Here is a 17,949-nt window from a genome sequence, read left to right as displayed (position 1 = left end):
CGCAGCATCCCAAAGATGTGAGGAGCCCTTCGTGCTTGTTGCCCTACAGATCCTTATTGTTCTCGCGGCGATCGTCCTCGGTGCCCGGCTCGGCTCGATCGCCATTGGTTTTGCCGGCGGCTTGGGGGTGTTGCTGCTGGGAGCCACGGGCGTGCCCGTGAGCCGAGAGGACATCCCCTTCGATGTCATCGGCATCATCATGGCCGTGATTGCCGCTATTGCCGCGATGCAGCGCGCCGGAGGTATGGACTATCTGGTGCACTGGGCAGAAAAGGTCCTGCGATCCAATCCGAAGCGGGTGACCTACTACGCACCGGTGGTCACCTATCTCATGACGCTGCTCGCCGGCACCGGCCATACTGCTTTTTCCACCCTGCCGGTAATCGCGGAGGTGGCCAAGGAAGGCAAAGTCCGCCCCTCGCGTCCTCTCTCGGTGGCGGTCGTGGCCTCGCAGATGGCCATCACGGCGTCCCCGATCTCCGCAGCGGTGGTGTTTATGGCCTCGATCATGGAGCCACTCGGGGTGGGGTATCTGCAGCTGCTCGCGGTGGTGATCCCCGCGACATTCCTCGCGATCTTCCCCACAGCCTTTCTCGCCAATCGCTCGGGCAAAGAACTCGAGGACGATCCCGTCTACCAGTCCCGCCTGAAACAAGGGCTGGTCTCCCCGCCACAGGGCGCACGGGACTATACCGCTCCCGCTGGGGCGCGTGCCTCGGTGCTGATCTTTCTCGCGGCTATCGCGCTGGTGATGGTCTATGCCACCCTGATCTCCGAGCAAGTGGGGCTGATCAGTGATCCGAGCCTGCCGCGCAATGAGGCGATTATGACGATCATGCTCAGCACCGCCGCCATCATCGTGATGGTGTGCAAGATTCCGGCGGCAGAGATTGTGGGCACCCAGGTGTTCAAGGCCGGTATGAGCGCCTGCGTCTGCGTCATGGGCGTGGCCTGGCTGGGCACCACCATTATCAATAACTACCTAGAGCAGATCACGGCCTTCTCGGCGGACTTCCTCACCGATTACCCCTGGACTCTGGCGGTGATTCTCTTCTTCGCCGCAGCCCTGCTGTACTCCCAGGCCGCCACCACCAAGGCGCTCATGCCGGCCGCCCTAGCCGTGGGCGTTGCCCCGCTCACGGCCGTGGCCTCCTTCGCCGCGGTGTCCTCGCTCTTTATCCTGCCCACCTATCCCACGCTGCTGGCCGCAGTGGAAATGGACGATACCGGCTCCACCCGCATCGGCAAGGCCGTGTTTAACCATCCCTTCCTCGTACCGGGCACCGTGTGCATCGCCCTTGCCGTGGGGCTGGGCTTTCTCATCGGTGGCGTCGTCCTCTAGCTGGATGCGCCTTTACGATGCTGGTGCGCAGCGACGATGCTGCGCACCGAACCATAGGCGGCGACGAGCCAGTGGAAGACGAGTAGCAGCAAAAAGGCGTGGCTCAGCGCCGCGAACAGTGGCATGTGCATACCCAAAAAGTGGGTGCCGAGCGCGAGTGTTCCCACCGGGAAGGTCAGCGCCCACCAGCCGGGATGTACCGGCATCGCGCTCAAGAAACCGCTATAGCTGAGATAGAAGGCGGCCAGCAGCATCGGAATGCCGAGCAGCATCATCACCAGCCCATACACGTCGGCGATATGCAGGATATGGCTGGCAGGCTCCGGTTGCGCGAAGGATGCTGCCTGGCGCGCGATCACCTGCGCCGCCGCGCTCGACTGGCCAATAATGCCCAGCGGAATCCACGCCGAGGTCAGCGCCGCCGGCGGCAGGGGAGAGCGTCGCCACGCATGCACATAGGACAGCATAAAGACGATCGAGGCCAGCACGAGGGCGATGAAGAAACAGGCGGTCGACGCCATAAGCAGCCACACCTTGGCGCCTGTCGACGCCAGCTGCGGTACCTGCGAGGCGCCCGTGGTCGCCGCCACCATCGGCGCGACGATCGGCAGTCCCCATACTGGGCGCGGCTCGGCGAGGCGGTTCCTGATGATCACATAGCCCATGCCGAAGGCGCCGATAATGCCGATCGTGGTGCCGATCAGCCACATCAGCATGTCCACGCTCCAGGCGGCATCCATCACCCCTGCTGGGGCCTCCCAGGCCCCCAAGACCACGGGAGTGGCCGCGCCCACCGAGAGATAGCCCATGGCCACCATGCCCCAGCCGGTGCACTGGCCGGTATCGGTAATCGAGGCAAAAAGCACGGCCCGATCACGCCGCGAACGGCGGAAAAACGCGGCGGTGATACCCACCAGCATCAGCCAGCCCAGCACGAGCATGACTGTGCCGAGCAGGCGCAAACCACCGACGGTGATGAACAGATTAGAAAGGATGCCGGTACCCATCACCGCACCGAACCAGGCGGGGCCGGGTCCGGGAACGAGGAGGGGACGCTGCCTACCCAGAACGCGGGCGTGCGGCAGGGAAGGGCGAGCCTGAGAGGTGGTTGTTTCTTGAGTCACGTCTACCACTGTGCCAGCACCGTGATGTGGAGAGTAGACCGCCTCTTCCGATGTGGTCACAAGCGCTGCCTGTGAGGGTTACTATCAAGGCATGTCGCTTAGTGATCTTCCTGATCTTCGCGCCCTCCAGATCCTGGTGGATAGTGCCCGCTTAGGCTCTTTTGGGGCTGCGGCCCGTGCCCATGGCTTGAGCCAACAGGCCGTCTCCGAGCGGATGCGGAGACTCGAAGGCGAACTCGGTGTCACCTTGTTTCATCGCGGCCCCACGGGCACCCGACTCACCGCCGCCGGGGAGAAGGTGCAGGCCACCGCCCAGGAGATTGTGGGGGCCTCGGCTGCTTTAGGCGATGCGCTTGAGCTCGAACGCCATCCCGCTGCGCCGAAGGTGAGCGTCTACGTCTCACGGACGGTGAGCGAGTACTACCTGCCGCGTTGGTTTGCCGCGCTACGCCACAGCCATCCGCAGGCCCAACTGGAGATGGTCGCCGTCAATTCCGATCAGGTGGCTACCGCCGTGGCGCAGGGCCACACCAGTCTTGGATTTATTGAGTCGGTGAATGTTCCCGTCCCCGACTCTCTCGGCGGCCACCGGGTGTTCAGCACCTCCGTCGTGTGCGAGGATCGGCTCTGTCTCGTCGTGCGCCCTGATCACCCGTGGGCGACAGCGGTCTCGGTGCGCAGCGCCGAGCTGACACGCACCCCGCTGATCCTGCGCGAGCATGGCTCCGGCACGCGGGAGGTGCTCGACATTGCCGTTGGGGTGCCGTGGGCTCCTCCCGTTGCGGAGGCGAGCAGCCCCATGGCGGTGATCAATCTCGCGCTCAGCACCGGCGCTCCGGCCGTGGTGCCGGCAATCAGCGTCGCCGAGCATTGTGCCAGCGGGGCGCTGGTGGAGGTGGATATCGCCGATGCCACGCTGCGCCGCCCCATTCGGGCGCTGTGGCGCACCGGATCGCGCCCGCGCGGAGCCGCAGCACTGATGCTGCGGGCGGCTCGCGAGGTGAGCGCACGCGAGGCACCGCCGCGCATACGACGAGACTAGCGATTCGGCCGCGCTCTACTTAGCGTCCTGGCCGGTGTCCTGCGCGGACTGCGCGGACTGCGCGGCGCTGACCTCGTGCAGGGGCAGCGTGTCCTGCGGCCCCGGCCAGCCGGGATACTCCGGCGGGGTGCCACCGAAGGCGGGGCAGAGGGACTGATGCGCGCACCAGCCGCAGAGCTTCGAGGTGCGGGGCCGGAAGGTGCCGCTGCGGCCATCGGCGAGGATCTTCTCCCAGAGCTCGCCGAGATCCCGCTCGAAATACTCCAGCTCTTCCTTGGAGGGGGTGAGAAACATCGAGTCGATCACCTTGAGATACATCAGCCGCAGCTGGTGCGGGATCACCCCATAAAGCCGCCAGTACACGAGGGCATAAAAGCGCATCTGGAACGTGGCGTCGTGGGAATAGCGGGGTAGTGGCTTTTTGCCGGTCTTATAGTCCACCACGCGCACTTCCCCCGTGGGGGCGACGTCTACTCGGTCGATGAAGCCGCGCACCGGCACCCCATTGGGCAGGGTGGTGTTCACATACATCTCGCATTGCTTGGCGTCGAAGCCCTGCGGATTTTCCATCTCGAAATAGCCCCGCAGCAGGGCGCGGCACTCGACGAGGAAATCATAGAGATCCTCCTCGGGCACCAGCTCCAGCAGCTCTGGGTCTTTCTCCACCATCTGCGCCCATAGTGGCTTCAGCTTTTTCACGGCCCGGGGAAAGTCGCGGCTGGAGCGCTGCTCTTTGTGCATCTCCTCGAGCACTGCGTGCACGAGAGTGCCCTTGATCTGGGGCAGGGTCGTGGGCTCGGGGATTTTATCGATGGCGCGGAGGCGGTAGAGCAGCGGGCAGCGCTGGTAGTCCGAGGCGCGGGAGGGAGAAAGTGCTAGCTGTGCCATAGTGACTATGTAGTCTAAGCCTCCCCGCGCAAGCGTGGGGAGTAGGCGGCACTATCCTTAAGTGCCATGACCTCATTCCGCGACTTTCTGCTCTCCTCGCCCAGTTCCTTTCACGCCGCCCGCAGCGGCGCCGAGCTGCTCGCCGAAGCGGGTTTCCGCCCCTATGACCGCAGCCAGCCCTTCGACGCTCAGCCCGGCGGCCACTATCTTCTGCGCGGCGGGGCGCTGCTCGCGTGGTGGGTGCCGGCGAAGGCCAGCGCCACCTCGCCGCTGCGCATTATCGGCAGCCATACCGATTCGCCAGGCTTCAAGCTCAAGCCCCACGCCGATAGCTACCAGCATGGATGGAACCAAGTAGAAGTAGAGGTCTATGGCGGCCCGATCTTCGCCTCGTGGTTGGATCGGGATCTCGCACTCGCCGGCGAGCTGGTGCTTCACGACGCCACCACGCGGCTCGTTCATACCCCGGCGATCGCCCGTATCCCGCACCTCGCTATCCACTTAAGCCGCGACAACGATATCTCCCTGAATAAGCAAACCCAGCTGCATCCCATCGCCGGATTCGGCCGCCCCGACCGCGCGGTGATTCTCGAAGAACTCGCCCGCTGTGCCGAGGTGAAGGTAGAGGATATTGCCAGCTTCGACGTCATCACCGTCGATGCCCAGCCCCCGGCGCTGCTGGGCGCCGAGCAGTCCATGCTGGCCGCTGGGCGGCTGGATAATCTCTCCAGCCTTTATCCCTCGCTGCTGGCCCTGCGCCAGGCTGCCGCAGCAGAACCGGACTCGATCATGGTGCTCGCCTCCTTTGACCACGAGGAAGTGGGCTCCCAATCGCCCACCGGCGCCGGCGGGCCGCTGCTGGAGGAGGTCCTGAGCCGGCTCTCCGCCGCCCTCGGTGGCGGCCGGGAGGAGTATCACCAGATGCTGGCGCAGGCCAGCTGCCTATCTGCCGATGCCGCACATGCGGTGCACCCCAACTACGCAGACAAGCACGCCCCCGAGCATCTGCCGCAGCTCGGCCAGGGGCCGGTGACGAAGATCAACGCTAATCAGCGCTATGCCACCACCGCCCACACCTGGGCGCTCTGGGAGCGGGCCTGCCGTGACGCCGGGGTTCAATGCCAGCAGTTCGTGGGCCGCAACGATGTTCCTTGTGGCTCGACGATCGGCCCGATCAGCGCCACGCGTCTGGGCATCGACACAGTGGATGTGGGCATCCCCATGCTGTCTATGCACTCCGCCCGCGAGCTGGCCGCACCGGAGGATGTGGATAACTTCGCCACCGCGATGCAGGCCTATCTGCTGTCCTAGAACCCTCTTTCGCCTCTCATACCCTTAAATAAAGGAGCACAATCGCCATGGCCTATTCCGGCCCCTTTCAGCCCGGTGACCGGGTGCAATTGACGGATCCCAAGCGCCGTCACCACACCATCAAGCTCACCCCGGGTGAGAGCATGTTCACCCACAAGGGCCAGATCAAACACGATGACATCATCGGCCTCGACGAAGGCTCGGTGGTAACCACCCCGCAGGGCGGGCAATATCTCTGTTTCCGCCACCTGCTGGTAGATCACGTGCTCTCCATGCCGCGCGGCGCGGCGGTGATCTACCCCAAGGACTCCGCGCAGATTCTCATCGAGGGCGATATTTTCCCCGGTGCCCGCGTGCTGGAGGCCGGGGCCGGCTCGGGAGCGCTGACCATGCAGCTGCTCCGCTTTGTCGGAGACGAAGGCGAGGTGATCTCCTATGAGATCCGAGAAGATCACCTTGAGGTCGCCCAGAACAATGTGAGCGAATACTTCGGCGGCACCGCTCCGAAGAACTGGTCGCTGCGGCTGGGAGATATGACGCAGGTGGGCCCCGAGGACACCGACGGGCCGGTCGATCGCATCATCCTCGACATGCTCGAGCCCTGGGAGTGTATCGACAATGTCGCTGAGCTGCTCATGCCGGGCGGAGTGTTTATGACCTATGTGGCCACGGTGCCGCAGCTAATGAAGATCATGGAGGCCATTCGAGACAAGAAGTGCTTCACCGAGCCGCGCGCTTGGGAGTCCTTGGTGCGCGAATGGAAGGTGGAAGGCTTGGCCACTCGACCCGAGCACCGGATGAATGCCCACACCGCGTTTTTGGTGTGGACCCGCAAATTGGCCGATGGAGTGACCCCTCCTCGTCCACAGCGCCGCGCCCGCAAGTAAGCTATGCCTTAAAAGTACGACACACTGTTAGAGGAGATGCGTCTATTTTGACCACCGACGCTCAGGAGACGACCTTTGAGGTCCGCCACCTCCAGCGCATCAACCGCGAGCTGGCCGGCAGAAACACCAAGCTCGTGGAGTTGTTAAAGTCCTCGCGCGATAAACTCGCCCTGCTCAACGAGCAGATGGAATCCATGGCCCAGCCTCCCAGTACCTACGGGGTCGTGCTTGACGCCGGCTATCAGGATTCTAGCGCGGACGTCTTTACCGGCGGACGCCGAATGCGGCTGATGGTCAGCCCCGAGGTCGCTGCCTCCGAGCTGGTGCCCGGCGCCTTGGTGCGGCTAGGGGAGAGCTCCGCGGTGGTCGAGGTATGCGGCACCCAAACCACCGGGCAATTAGCTACTGTGTCGGAAATACTGGATGGCTCTCGCATCCTGATTAGCACCACCACCAGCGATAATGCGGTACTCACCGTGTCTCAGGCGCTGCGCGAGCCCGGCGCGGTTAAACCGGGTGACACGGTGCTCTATGATTCCCGTGCACTGATGGCGCTGGAGGTGGTGGCGCACACGGAGATCAACCGTTTGGCGCTGGAGGAGATCCCAGATGTCACCTACACCGATATCGGTGGCCTGGATGAGCAGATCGAGATGATCCACGATGCCGTGGAGCTTCCTTTTACCCACCCCGAGCTCTATAAGCACTTTGATCTGCACCCACCCAAGGGGGTGCTGCTATATGGCCCGCCTGGCTGTGGCAAGACCCTTATTGCCAAGGCCGTGGCGAACTCGCTCTCGGCGCGTATTGGGGAGGTCGGCTCGTCCTATTTCATCAACGTCAAGGGCCCCGAGCTGCTGAATAAGTTTGTCGGCGAGACCGAGCGCATGATTCGTTTGATCTTCGAGCGCGCCCGGGAATTGGCCAGCGAGGGCCGCCCCGTGATCGTGTTCTTCGACGAGATGGAATCTATTTTCCGCACCCGTGGCTCGGGGCGTAGCTCGGATATGGAAACCACCGTGGTGCCGCAGCTGCTGGCGGAACTCGACGGTGTGGAGTCGGTGGCCAATGTCATCGTGATTGGTGCCACCAACCGCGAGGAGCTCATTGATCCGGCGATCCTGCGTCCTGGCCGTCTAGATGTGAAGATCAAGGTATCGCGGCCGAATAGGGAACAGGCCCATGAGATCTTTAGCCGCTATATCACCGACACGATTCCTTTGGCGTGCGAGCGCGAGGAGCTCATTCACCTCGCCACAGAGGAGCTCTTTACCCCGCGCCCCTATGTGGTGCTGACGCTGTCGAATGGCTGCAAGGAGACTCTCTACACCAATGATTTCGTCTCCGGCGCCATGATCGCCAATATCGTGGACCGCGCTAAGAAGCTGGCCATCAAGCAGCATTTGGCGGATCCGCAGGACACAGTGTGTGGCGTTTCTGCCGAGCACCTCCGCGAGGCCGTGCGGGTGGAGATGAAAGAAAACGAGGACCTACCCAATACCTCCAACCCCGATGAGTGGGCGCGGATTACCGGCCGGCACGGTGCGCGCGTCGTGGAGGCCCAGGTGGTGCTCTCATGATCTTCATTGGCACCGAAACCGAGTACGGTATTTCCACCCCGAGCGCACCGCTGCTGAGCCCGATTATCTCCTCCACCCACGCGGTGGTGGGATATGCCACCTCGCGGGGTGCACGGCGGGGCACGCAATGGGACTTCGGACCAGAGACCCCGCTGCGCGATGCCCGCGGTTTTGATCTGCGCCGCTATCACACCGCACCGACAATCGACCCGCATGCGCTCGGAGTGGCCAATCTCGTGCTCGGCAATGGCGGCCGCTTCTATGTGGATCACGCCCATCCCGAGGTGTCCTCGCCAGAGACCGCGGATCCCTTCTACGCTATGGTGCTCGACCAGGCGGGGGATAGGGTGGCGCTCGACGCCATCGCCGCAGTGGCGGAACTGAGTGAGGCTGGGATCAGCGCGCTGGATAAGCACGAGCCCTGCCCGCCGCTGAAGTTGTATAAAAACAATGTGGACGGCAAGGGCGCCTCCTATGGCTCCCACGAGAACTATCGCTATTCCCGCGCCGTGCCTTTCGATGAGCTCGCGGCCGCGCTCATCCCCTTCTTCGTCACCCGCCAGGTCGTGACCGGCGCCGGCCGAGTGGGGCTGGGCCCCCATGGAGACAAGCCGGGCTTTCAGATCAGCCAACGCGCCGACTATATCGAGCAAGAGATCTCCCTGGAGACGACGCTCAACCGCGGCATCATCAACACCCGCGACGAGTCTCATACCGACGATGAGCATTATGGCCGACTGCACGTGATCATCGGCGATGCTTCTATGTCGCAGATCTCGAGCTTCCTCAAGCTCGGTATGACCTCCCTTGTCATCGCCGCCATTCAGCGCGGCGAACGCTTCAGCGATCTGGCCCTAGCGCATCCCGTGGCCGAGGTCTCGGCCGTATCCCGGGATCTGACGTTGAGCCACCGCCTCGAGCTCGCCGATGGCCGGCGCCTCACGGCGCTGGAGATCCTCGGCGAATACCGCCGGCGTGCGGCTGCGGCGGTGGGAGATGGCGTCGATAAGCGCCTGCTTTCGGAGTGGGATGAGGCCGCGGACTTACTTGCCACCAACCCACTTGCGGCAGCGGACCGGCTGGACTGGGTCGCCAAATACGCGCTCATGAAGGGCTTCGTGGCACGCGGGGCCAGCTGGGATCATCCCAAGATTGCGCTGGTGGATCTGCAATATAGCGATATCGATCCGCGTACCTCGCTCTATCACGCCCTGGTGCGCAAACAACGCATGCGCACTCTCGTGGATGAAGAGACCATCCGGCGCGCCGCCTATGAGCCGCCCACGGACTCGCGCGCCTATACCCGCGGGATGTTTATGACGCGCTACCCCGATGAGGTCGTGGGCGCCAACTGGGACCGCGTGGTGGTGGCCGAGGGCGAGTCGATGCTCACTGTGCCTATGGTGGCCGTCGATGGATATACCCGCGCCGATACCGCGGCCGCCTTCGAGCAGCCCACAGCCGCCGCCGCGGCACGAATGATCAACCCCGAATAACTCAAGGAGACAGCGACGATGGCACAAGAACAGATCACCACCCCCGGTGGCGGGCCAGAGGAGAATAACCAGGACAGCGGTTTCGGCCAGCTGAACATCACCACCGAGGGCACCGACGAGCTGCTCGACGAGATCGATGATCTACTCGAGGACAACGCCGAAGAATTCGTGCGCGCCTATGTGCAAAAGGGCGGACAGTAGGCCAGCACGATGACACACGGGGATAGCACGCCAGCAGCTCAGAACACAGCAGCTCAGAACGCAGCTGCGGAATCAGCCGAGTCCGCGATTCTGCGGCGCATCATGGGAATTGAAACCGAATACGGTGTGAGTTTCCGCTGCGCCCCAGGACAGCGCTGCCGCGAGATCACCCCGGACGAGGTGGCCCGCCACCTCTATCGGCCGATCCGCGAGCGTTTTTCCTCCACGAATATCTTCACCCGCAATGCCGGCCGGCTCTATCTGGATGTGGGCGATCACCCCGAATACGCCTCTGCGGAATGCGACTCCATCGAGCAGCTCATCAACTATCACATCGCCGGTGATCGGCTGGTCAATCAGCTGGCCGAGCAGGCCCAAGCGAGCCTGGAGACCATGGGCTATCCCGGCTCGATTTATCTCTTCAAAAACAACGTGGACTCGCGCGGGAACTCCTATGGCGCCCACGAGAACTACCTTGTTTCTCGCGAGACCTCGCTGAAGGTGCTCTCGCGCACCTTGCTGCCCTTTTTGATTACCCGCCAGCTCATCTGCGGCGCCGGAATGATTCATCACCCACGGCTGCCGCAGGCGGATGATTTCTCCCTCGGCTATTGCTTGTCCCAGCGCGCCGACCACGTGTGGGAGGGGGTGTCCTCGGCCACCACCCGCACCCGGCCGATTATCAACACCCGCGATGAGCCGCATGCCGATTCCAAGCGCTACCGGCGGCTGCACGTGATCGTCGGCGACGCCAATATGGCCGAGCCCACCATCGCCCTCAAGCTCGGCTCCACCCTGCTGGTGCTTGAGCTCATCGAGGCAGGCATGCCGCTACCCGATGTGGAGCTGGAATCCTCGGTGGGCGCGATTCGCGAGATCTCCCGCGATCTCAGCGGGGCGGCCGCCGTGCCGCTGCGTAATGGCTCCACGTTGCCGGCGCTCGAAATTCAGCGCATCTATCTCCACGCCGCCCAGCAGTGGCTGCAGCAGCGACCCGAGCCGAACGCCGAACTCGAGCGGGTCGTCAAGCTGTGGGAGCGGGTGATTACCTGCTTCGACACCGGAGACTTCACCCCCGTCTCGCGGGATATCGACTGGGTGATTAAGCGCTCGCTGCTGCAGCGCTATCAAACGCGTCTCGGCTGTGGACTGGATCATCCCCGCTTGGCGCAGGTGGATCTGACCTATCATGACATCGCCCCCGATCGCGGGCTGGCGCTGCTGCTGCAGCGCAAAGGCCTGATCAATCGCTGGACGAGCGACGAGGCCATTGACGCCGCGATGTACCACGCGCCGACGACCACCCGCGCCCATCTGCGGGGCCGTTTCCTCGATGCGGCCTATAGCCGCGCGGCGCCGGTGGCGGTGGATTGGATGCGGATGAAGGTCTCACGACCGGAGCCGCAGCTGGTGGAGCTCGGCGATCCTTTCGCCACCGCCGATCCGGACGTGGACGCGCTCATCGCCTATATGGAGAAGCATTTTCCTTTGTGCGAAGGCGCACACTGCTGCCGCCAACGCGATAACCTGAGGCTATGAGTTCCTCCAGTACGCGCACGCCGAGCGAAGAGGCTCTGGAACGAGCCATCAACCTCACCTTCGCCCTGCTCAATGCCCCGGCCCAGGGCCGCGGGCTGAGCAAGGAATGGATCCGCGCCCATGTGTCCGGATACCAGAACAAAAGCGATGCCGCCTTTGACAAGATGTTCCAGCGCGACCGCGCGGTCTTGCGTGCGGTGGGCGTGCCCATCGTCTCTGAGGAAGATATCTTCAACACCAAGCGCTTCCGCCTCGTGGAGTCGCGCTACTCCCTGCCGGAGATGACCTTCACCCCCGAGGAAGCGAGTGTGCTGGCGCTCGCGGGGGAGCAGGGCATGAGCGGCGAGCTCGCCACCTTCGCCCGCTCCGGCTGGACCAAGATCGCCGCCGGCGGGGCGCAGCGCGGGGAGCTCAGCCCGGCAGGGGAGTACACCAGTGTGAGTGATCTCTCCACGCTGAGTACCACCACCTTCGAGCGTTTAGTGCGGGTGTGCCATCGCCGGTTGTCCATCACCTTCGATTACTACCGTCATGTCGGCGCCGACCCGCAGCGACGCGCCATGGATCCCTGGGCGCTCGCCCCGGTCGGCGGCCGCATCTACCTGCTCGGTTTCGATCTCGACCGCGCGGCCCCACGCGCGTTTCGTATCAGCCGTATCGATAACATCGCCGCTAACGGCCCGCGCACCCACGAACCACCCGCCGATACCACGCCCGCGGAGATCATCACCGAGCTGTTGTCTTTTCGCCAGCCGCTTGTCGACGCCCACCTCGTGCTACAGCAATCTCCCAGTTTCAGCTCCGAACTCTTGCGTGCCGCGGAGGAAACAGAGCCTGGGCACTATAGCCTCAGCGGTGTGGACTTCAACTGGCTGGTCACCACCGCGGTAGGTGAGGCGCCAGAGGTGCTGGTCACCTCGCCGCCGGAGGCCGTCGAGGCCATCACACATCGCTTGCGTGGATTCATAGCCACCCAGGAGTCCCTCGACCCGGACACCGCGAAAGGACACTGATCTCATGGCCCGTGCACACACCGGCGAGCGGGTCAATGATCTCGTTCGCCTGCTCAATCTCATTCCCTATTTCCAGGCGCATCCCGACACCACCATCGCTGAAGCCGCCGCCGATCTGGGCCGCTCGCCCGGTGAGATCGCCGCCGATTTGCGCCGGTTGTGGTGCTGTGGAACCCCGGGGTTGATGCCCGATAACTTGGTGGATTTCGAAACGGATTTTAAGTCCGTGACCATCACCAATAGCCAGGGCATGGACAAAGCGCTCAACCTCACAGCCAGTGAGGCGGGCACGCTGCTGCTCGCCCTCGAAGCCCTAGAATCGCGCGGCTCGGTGGCCGATGTGGACTCCATCACCTCAGCTGCGGAGAAACTACGCACCGCGCTCGGCGCCGCCGGGGCGCCGGTGATGGATGTGGAGCAGAGCCTTTCCGCTGCGGAACGAGATTTTCTCGCCACGGTGCGCCACGCCGTGGCCGTGGATAAGCGGCTGCGCTTCAGCTACTCCGGGGCGCTCGACGCCGAGCCCCAGCTGCGCACCATCAGCCCCGTCGCCATCTTCGATCACGATGGCCACTCCTATGTGCGTGGCTGGGACCACGACCGCGCTGCGGAGCGCACCTTTCGCGCCGACCGCGCCCACAGCGCGAGCGTGCTTGATCTGCCGCGGGAGGTCCCCAGCATCGTCACCCTGGACGCCGATGATCCCTTCGATCTCACGAGTTCGGGGGAAGACGTACACATCCAGTTAAAAGAAGAAGCGCTATGGGTGGCAGAATACTATCCTGTACAGCTTCAGCTGGAGCCTATCGACGGATGGTATCCAGCCACAGTGCGCATGCTGCATCCGCACTGGCTCTATTGCTTCGTGGCATCGCTGGGGGAGAATGTGAGAATCTCCTCGCCGGCGGTGGCACAAGAAGCGAGCCTCGTGCGCGCCCATGCTGCACTCGACGCGTATGATCAGTTCATAAACGACCACACGTCAGCGACAGCTACTGAGAGGTAACTATGCCAACTCTAGGCTTCTGGGAAATTGCCCTTATCGTCTTCGTCATCCTTGTCCTCTTTGGTGCGAAGCGTTTGCCGGATGCGGCCCGATCCTTGGGCCGTTCCATGCGCATCTTCAAGTCCGAGGTCAAGGAGATGAGCAACGACGATAACCCCCAGCCCGCCCAGCCCCAGCAACAGCAGCTGCCACAGCAGGGCCAGCAGCCGGTTAATGGTGCCTATATGCAGCAGCCGCAGGGCGTCCAACAGCCCCAGCCGGTGCAGCAGCCGCAGGGCGTCCAACAGCCCCAGCCGGTGCAGCAGCCGCAGCCCGATCCTGCCGCTCAGCAGTACCCGAACCAGCAGCAGTACCCGAACCAGCAGGGCTAGTTAACCGCCGCCGCGCGCGACCGCCACCAGTAGCTGTGGTGGTGGTGCGCGCGGTTGTTCATTATCTGGGTTGAAGAGGAATTCTATCCATATGAGCAGCTCCACTCCCGGCTCTCCGCGGCGCGCGGTGAGTACTGCCGGCCGCAGCAAGCCGAAGCGCCGGAAACCACCGAAGTCTCCCGATGGCACGATGTCGCTGTCGGATCACATCCGCGAGCTCCGCACGCGCGTGATCATCTCGCTGATCGCGTTCAGCATCGGCACGGTGGTGGGCTTCGCCTGGTTCCAAGTGAGTGTGGGGCCGATCCAGTCTCTCGGCGAGATTCTGCGCGGCCCCTACTGCAGCGTGGACCCAGACTTGCGGGCGGACTTTACGATGAGAGACGAGTGCCGCTTGTTGGTGACCTCGCCTTTCGAGATGTTCCTGCTGCGCATGAAGGTCGGCGCGTTGGCGGGGGCGGTGTTGGCCTCCCCGGTCTGGCTCTATCAGCTATGGGCTTTTGTTACCCCCGGGCTGAAGAAGAACGAGCGCAAGTGGACGGTCACCTTTGTCGTGCTGGCCGTGACCCTATTCATCGTGGGTGCCTGCTTGGCGTATTTCATCGTGGACATCGGGCTTGAATTCCTCATCACCATGGCCTCCGATGTGGCGGTGGCGGGCCTGAACGCCCACTCGTATTTCCGCTTCCTGTTGGCGCTGGTGCTGATCTTCGGAATCAGCTTCGAGGTGCCTCTCATCCTGGGCCTGCTCAACATCATGGGCGTGGTCTCCTATGATCAGCTCAAAGATAAGCGCCGCATCATCATCGTGCTGCTCTTCATTTTCGCGGCTGTGATGACCCCCGGCCAGGATCCCTTCTCCATGGTGGTTCTCGCCCTGAGCCTCATCCTGCTCGTCGAGGGAGCGCTGCAGTTCACCCGCTTCAATGACAAGCGTCGGAAAAAGCAGCGCCCCGACTGGATGGATGTGGACGATGAACACGCCTCGACGTTGTCCACCCAGCCTGGTGGGGTGGATGCCCCGCAGCCGATCGCGGATCCCTCCGCCACCGCGCAGGTGCGCCCCACAGCGCCGACAGCGCCGGTGAACTCTGCCGGGTCTATCTCGCAGCCAGGTGGCGTCAGCCAGCCGAATCCGGTCGCCCAACCGGGACAGGTCACTCCCAGCCAGCCGGGAGACCAGAAACCCTCCTCCAGTTATGGCAGTGCGCCCTCCTCGCACTTCGATGACGTCCTCTAGTTCCGCTAGGCACTGGGTGCCCGCGGCTGGTGTCGCGGGCATGCCTTAAAGTGGGGTGCATGGCGCTAAAGATTGATCCTTTATCTCATCTGGGAGTGTTCACCGCGGAACTCGGATTCGAGCTCGATGATTTCCAGATCGAGGGCTGCCAAGCAGTCGAGGCCGGACGTGGCGTGCTGGTCTGTGCGCCCACCGGCGCGGGCAAAACGATCGTGGGGGAGTTCGCCGTCTCTCTCGCCTTGGCTCGCGGCACCAAATGCTTTTACACCACTCCCATCAAGGCCCTGAGTAATCAAAAGTTCCACGATCTCGTCGCCATTCATGGCGAAGAAGAGGTGGGGCTACTCACTGGCGATGTCTCTATTAACGGCTCCGCAGACATCCTCGTGATGACGACCGAGGTGCTGCGCAATATGCTCTACGCCGACTCCCCAGCACTGGACCGGCTGGGCTATGTGGTGATGGATGAGATCCACTTCCTCGCCGATCGCTCCCGCGGCGCGGTGTGGGAGGAAGTGATCCTCAACCTCGCCGAGTGGGTGAGCGTGATCGGGCTATCTGCCACCGTGTCCAACTCGGAAGAGTTTGGCGAATGGATGCGCACCGTGCGCGGCGATACCGATGTGATCGTCACCGATTCCCGCCCGGTGCCGCTGGATCAGTGGATGCTCGTGGGCCGACGGCTGTTTCCGCTCTTCGAAAAAGGCGATGGCGCGGAGGATCCCGAGGTCAATCGCGGCTTGGTAGAAAAAATCACCAAGCTCGAATCCCGCGCCGATACCCCGGCCGCGCCGCGCTCCGGCTCCTTCCGGAATCGGGCGAGCTCCCGCGGTGCGCCCGCCCGTTCGGCCCGCCGCTCGGGCCAGACGCGCTCCCAGGACGCCTATCGCCCCCTCGCTCGCCCCGAGGTGCTGCGGGTGCTGCAGGATCACGACATGCTGCCCGCGATCACCTTTATCTTCTCTCGTGCCGGCTGCGATGGCGCCCTCTACCAGTGCCTGCGCTCCAAGCTGGTGCTCACCGATGAGGAGGAGGCACAGGCCATCGCCACGGCCGTGGACGCTGGGGTGGCGGATATTCCCGCCGACGATCTCGAAGTCCTGCAGTTTCGCCGCTGGAAGCAGGCGCTTATGCGGGGCTTTGCCGCGCACCATGCCGGCATGCTGCCCGCGTTCCGGCACATCGTGGAAGATCTCTTCTCGCGGGGGCTGCTCAAAGCCATCTTCGCCACAGAGACCCTGGCGCTTGGCATCAATATGCCGGCACGAACCGTCGTGCTGGAAAAGCTGGTGAAATTCGACGGCGAAGGACATGTGGATCTCACCCCTGGCCAATACACTCAGCTCACCGGCCGCGCCGGTCGCCGCGGGATCGACACGGTGGGCAATGCGGTGGTACTGTGGCAGCCCGCGATGGATCCGCACCGCGTGGCGGGTCTGGCCTCCACCCGCACCTATCCGCTCAACTCCACCTTCGAACCCGGCTACAACATGAGCGTGAACCTCTTGGCCACCCAAGGCTATGAGGCCGCGCTCACCCTCATCGAGCAGTCCTTTGCCCAGTTCCAGGCCGATGGGACCGTGGTGGAGGAGGTTCGCTCGCTACAGCGGGCAGAAAAACGCCTCGAGGAGGCGCGCACCACCCTCGAACGCAGTCTCGAGGATGTCGAGCTCGATATTCCCGCGGCCGAGGCCGCCCAGCAGCTCAGCGACTATGCCGCCCTGCGGCAGCGGCTCAGCGAAGAGGAAAAACAGGCCAAACGTGCCTCGCTGCTCGATCGTTTTCAGGAGGCAGACGCCACGCTGCGGCGGCTCGAGGTGGGCGAAGTCATCGCCGTGCCAGGCCAAAAGAAGCCCTTGCTCGCAGTGGTGATTGAAAAGGCCCGCTTCGCTAATAACCCGGCCCCGCTAGTGCTGCTCGAAAGCGGCTGGATGGGTCGCATCGACTCGGAGGCGGTGGGCATGGCACCCGAGCGGCTGGGCACTATGCGGCTGCCGCGGGCGATAGTCCACGGCAAAGCCTCGAAGAAGCAGCGCAGCCAGCTGACTGGCCAGCTGCGCCACGGCGGTTTTGCCCGGCCCAAGCGCATGCGGGTGCGCACGCGCCCGAATAAGAAGGTGAATGCTCTCCGCGCGGCGCTGACTGAACATCCCGCGCATCGCTATCCGGAGCGCGAGCACCTGGTGGCGATCGCCATGGAGTCAGCGAAGGCGCAGCGTCGCGTCGATAAGCTGCGCACGCGCATCGATACCGCCACCGATAGCCTCGGCAAAAAGTTTGACCGGATTCTCGGGCTGCTCACCGAGCTGGACTATGTCGAACTCGATCCCGAGACTCGGGAGCCCGTGGTGGCCGAGGAAGGCGAGAAGCTCGCGCATATCCACAGCGAATCCGATCTGCTTGTGGCCCAGTGTCTGCGGCGCGGAATCTGGGATGGCCTCGACCCCGCTGAGCTGGCGGGGGCAGCGAGCTGCGCCAGCTTCGAAAACCGCAAGCCGGGCCAGGGCAGTCCGCAAGCGCCGACCGATGCGCTCGCGGCCGCTATCGACGGCACGATGCGGGTGTGGGATGAGCTGGTGGTGGATGAAAAGCGCCATCAGCTCGACCAGACGGCGGTACCGGATGCGGCCTTTGCCTTGGCGATCCATCAGTGGAGCGCCGGCGCGCCCCTGGATTATTGCCTCGCCGCGGCCAATGAGTGCGGCGCCGAGCTGACCCCCGGCGATTTCGTGCGTCAGGTGCGCCAGGTCGCGGATCTGCTCGAGCAGGTGCGCAAGACCGGCTATAACGAGGAGACCAAGCGGGCTGCACGGCAGGCCATCGACGCCATGCGGCGCGGCGTGGTGGCGGTGGGCACCTAGCACGCTTGTCGACGCCGCCCGCCTAATGTAGTGGGCAGGCAGCACCGC

At 63.7% G+C, this 17,949-nt stretch carries 15 protein-coding genes; 13 read left to right on the top strand and 2 right to left on the bottom strand.

The annotated features are described in order from the left end of the window. Positions 1 to 31 precede the first annotated feature (31 nt). Positions 32 to 1,342 (top strand): anaerobic C4-dicarboxylate transporter, encoded by a 1,311-nt coding sequence (locus KRX12_RS08135; protein ID WP_218363248.1) that lies wholly within the window; start codon positions 32 to 34, stop codon positions 1,340 to 1,342. Here the strand turns inward: KRX12_RS08135 and KRX12_RS08130 are convergent. After that, complete coding sequence (locus KRX12_RS08130) at positions 1,339 to 2,466, bottom strand: TDT family transporter (RefSeq protein WP_218366305.1); 1,128 nt, start codon at positions 2,464 to 2,466, stop codon at positions 1,339 to 1,341. The two genes, KRX12_RS08135 and KRX12_RS08130, sit on opposite strands and share 4 nt — an antisense overlap. A gap of 91 nt (positions 2,467 to 2,557) precedes the next feature. Here KRX12_RS08130 and KRX12_RS08125 point away from each other — a divergent pair, with 91 nt between their 5' ends. After that, positions 2,558 to 3,508: a LysR family transcriptional regulator gene (locus tag KRX12_RS08125; protein ID WP_218363246.1), complete on the top strand. Its 951-nt coding sequence runs from the start codon at positions 2,558 to 2,560 to the stop codon at positions 3,506 to 3,508. 15 nt (positions 3,509 to 3,523) lie between these two features. Here KRX12_RS08125 and KRX12_RS08120 read toward each other — a convergent pair whose 3' ends face one another. Beyond that, positions 3,524 to 4,396 carry a RecB family exonuclease gene (locus KRX12_RS08120; protein WP_255550173.1) on the bottom strand — a complete coding sequence of 291 codons (873 nt, stop codon included), beginning with the start codon at positions 4,394 to 4,396 and terminating at the stop codon, positions 3,524 to 3,526. A gap of 66 nt (positions 4,397 to 4,462) precedes the next feature. On the opposite strand from KRX12_RS08120, the gene KRX12_RS08115 reads away from it, so the two are divergent. The 11 genes from KRX12_RS08115 (at position 4,463) to KRX12_RS08065 (ending at position 17,901) form a co-directional block, all read left to right on the top strand. Beyond that, positions 4,463 to 5,707 (top strand): M18 family aminopeptidase, encoded by a 1,245-nt coding sequence (locus tag KRX12_RS08115; RefSeq protein WP_218366304.1) that lies wholly within the window; start codon positions 4,463 to 4,465, stop codon positions 5,705 to 5,707. Between the two features lie 47 nt (positions 5,708 to 5,754). Then, positions 5,755 to 6,594, top strand: coding sequence for a tRNA (adenine-N1)-methyltransferase (locus KRX12_RS08110; protein WP_218363244.1), 840 nt, complete (start codon positions 5,755 to 5,757; stop codon positions 6,592 to 6,594). A gap of 44 nt (positions 6,595 to 6,638) precedes the next feature. Next, on the top strand, positions 6,639 to 8,174 hold the full coding sequence (gene arc, locus KRX12_RS08105) for a proteasome ATPase (RefSeq protein ID WP_218363648.1): 1,536 nt from the start codon (positions 6,639 to 6,641) through the stop codon (positions 8,172 to 8,174). After that, on the top strand, positions 8,171 to 9,670 hold the full coding sequence (gene dop, locus KRX12_RS08100; RefSeq protein ID WP_218366303.1) for a depupylase/deamidase Dop: 1,500 nt from the start codon (positions 8,171 to 8,173) through the stop codon (positions 9,668 to 9,670). Before arc ends, dop begins: the two co-directional genes overlap by 4 nt. An 18-nt stretch (positions 9,671 to 9,688) precedes the next feature. Further along, the gene (locus KRX12_RS08095) at positions 9,689 to 9,871 is read left to right on the top strand and encodes a ubiquitin-like protein Pup (RefSeq protein ID WP_218366302.1); all 183 of its coding nucleotides are present in this window, start codon (positions 9,689 to 9,691) and stop codon (positions 9,869 to 9,871) included. Between the two features lie 102 nt (positions 9,872 to 9,973). Continuing rightward, on the top strand, positions 9,974 to 11,410 hold the full coding sequence (gene pafA, locus KRX12_RS08090) for a Pup--protein ligase (protein WP_255550172.1): 1,437 nt from the start codon (positions 9,974 to 9,976) through the stop codon (positions 11,408 to 11,410). Next, positions 11,407 to 12,423 (top strand): YafY family protein, encoded by a 1,017-nt coding sequence (locus KRX12_RS08085; RefSeq protein WP_218366300.1) that lies wholly within the window; start codon positions 11,407 to 11,409, stop codon positions 12,421 to 12,423. Before pafA ends, KRX12_RS08085 begins: the two co-directional genes overlap by 4 nt. Before the next feature lie 4 nt (positions 12,424 to 12,427). Next, positions 12,428 to 13,429 (top strand): YafY family protein, encoded by a 1,002-nt coding sequence (locus KRX12_RS08080; protein ID WP_218366299.1) that lies wholly within the window; start codon positions 12,428 to 12,430, stop codon positions 13,427 to 13,429. A gap of 2 nt (positions 13,430 to 13,431) precedes the next feature. Then, positions 13,432 to 13,800 carry a Sec-independent protein translocase subunit TatA gene (gene tatA, locus KRX12_RS08075; protein WP_218366298.1) on the top strand — a complete coding sequence of 123 codons (369 nt, stop codon included), beginning with the start codon at positions 13,432 to 13,434 and terminating at the stop codon, positions 13,798 to 13,800. A gap of 91 nt (positions 13,801 to 13,891) precedes the next feature. Beyond that, positions 13,892 to 15,040: a twin-arginine translocase subunit TatC gene (tatC, locus tag KRX12_RS08070; RefSeq protein ID WP_218366297.1), complete on the top strand. Its 1,149-nt coding sequence runs from the start codon at positions 13,892 to 13,894 to the stop codon at positions 15,038 to 15,040. Between the two features lie 59 nt (positions 15,041 to 15,099). Then, positions 15,100 to 17,901, top strand: coding sequence for an RNA helicase (locus KRX12_RS08065; protein WP_218366296.1), 2,802 nt, complete (start codon positions 15,100 to 15,102; stop codon positions 17,899 to 17,901). The last annotated feature ends 48 nt before the right edge of the window (positions 17,902 to 17,949 follow it).

This window comes from Corynebacterium sp. TAE3-ERU2, assembly GCF_019209955.1.
GTDB lineage: Bacteria > Actinomycetota > Actinomycetes > Mycobacteriales > Mycobacteriaceae > Corynebacterium > Corynebacterium megadyptis.
Note: the sequence above shows the minus strand (reverse complement) of the source record. Positions and strands in the feature narration are given on the sequence as shown.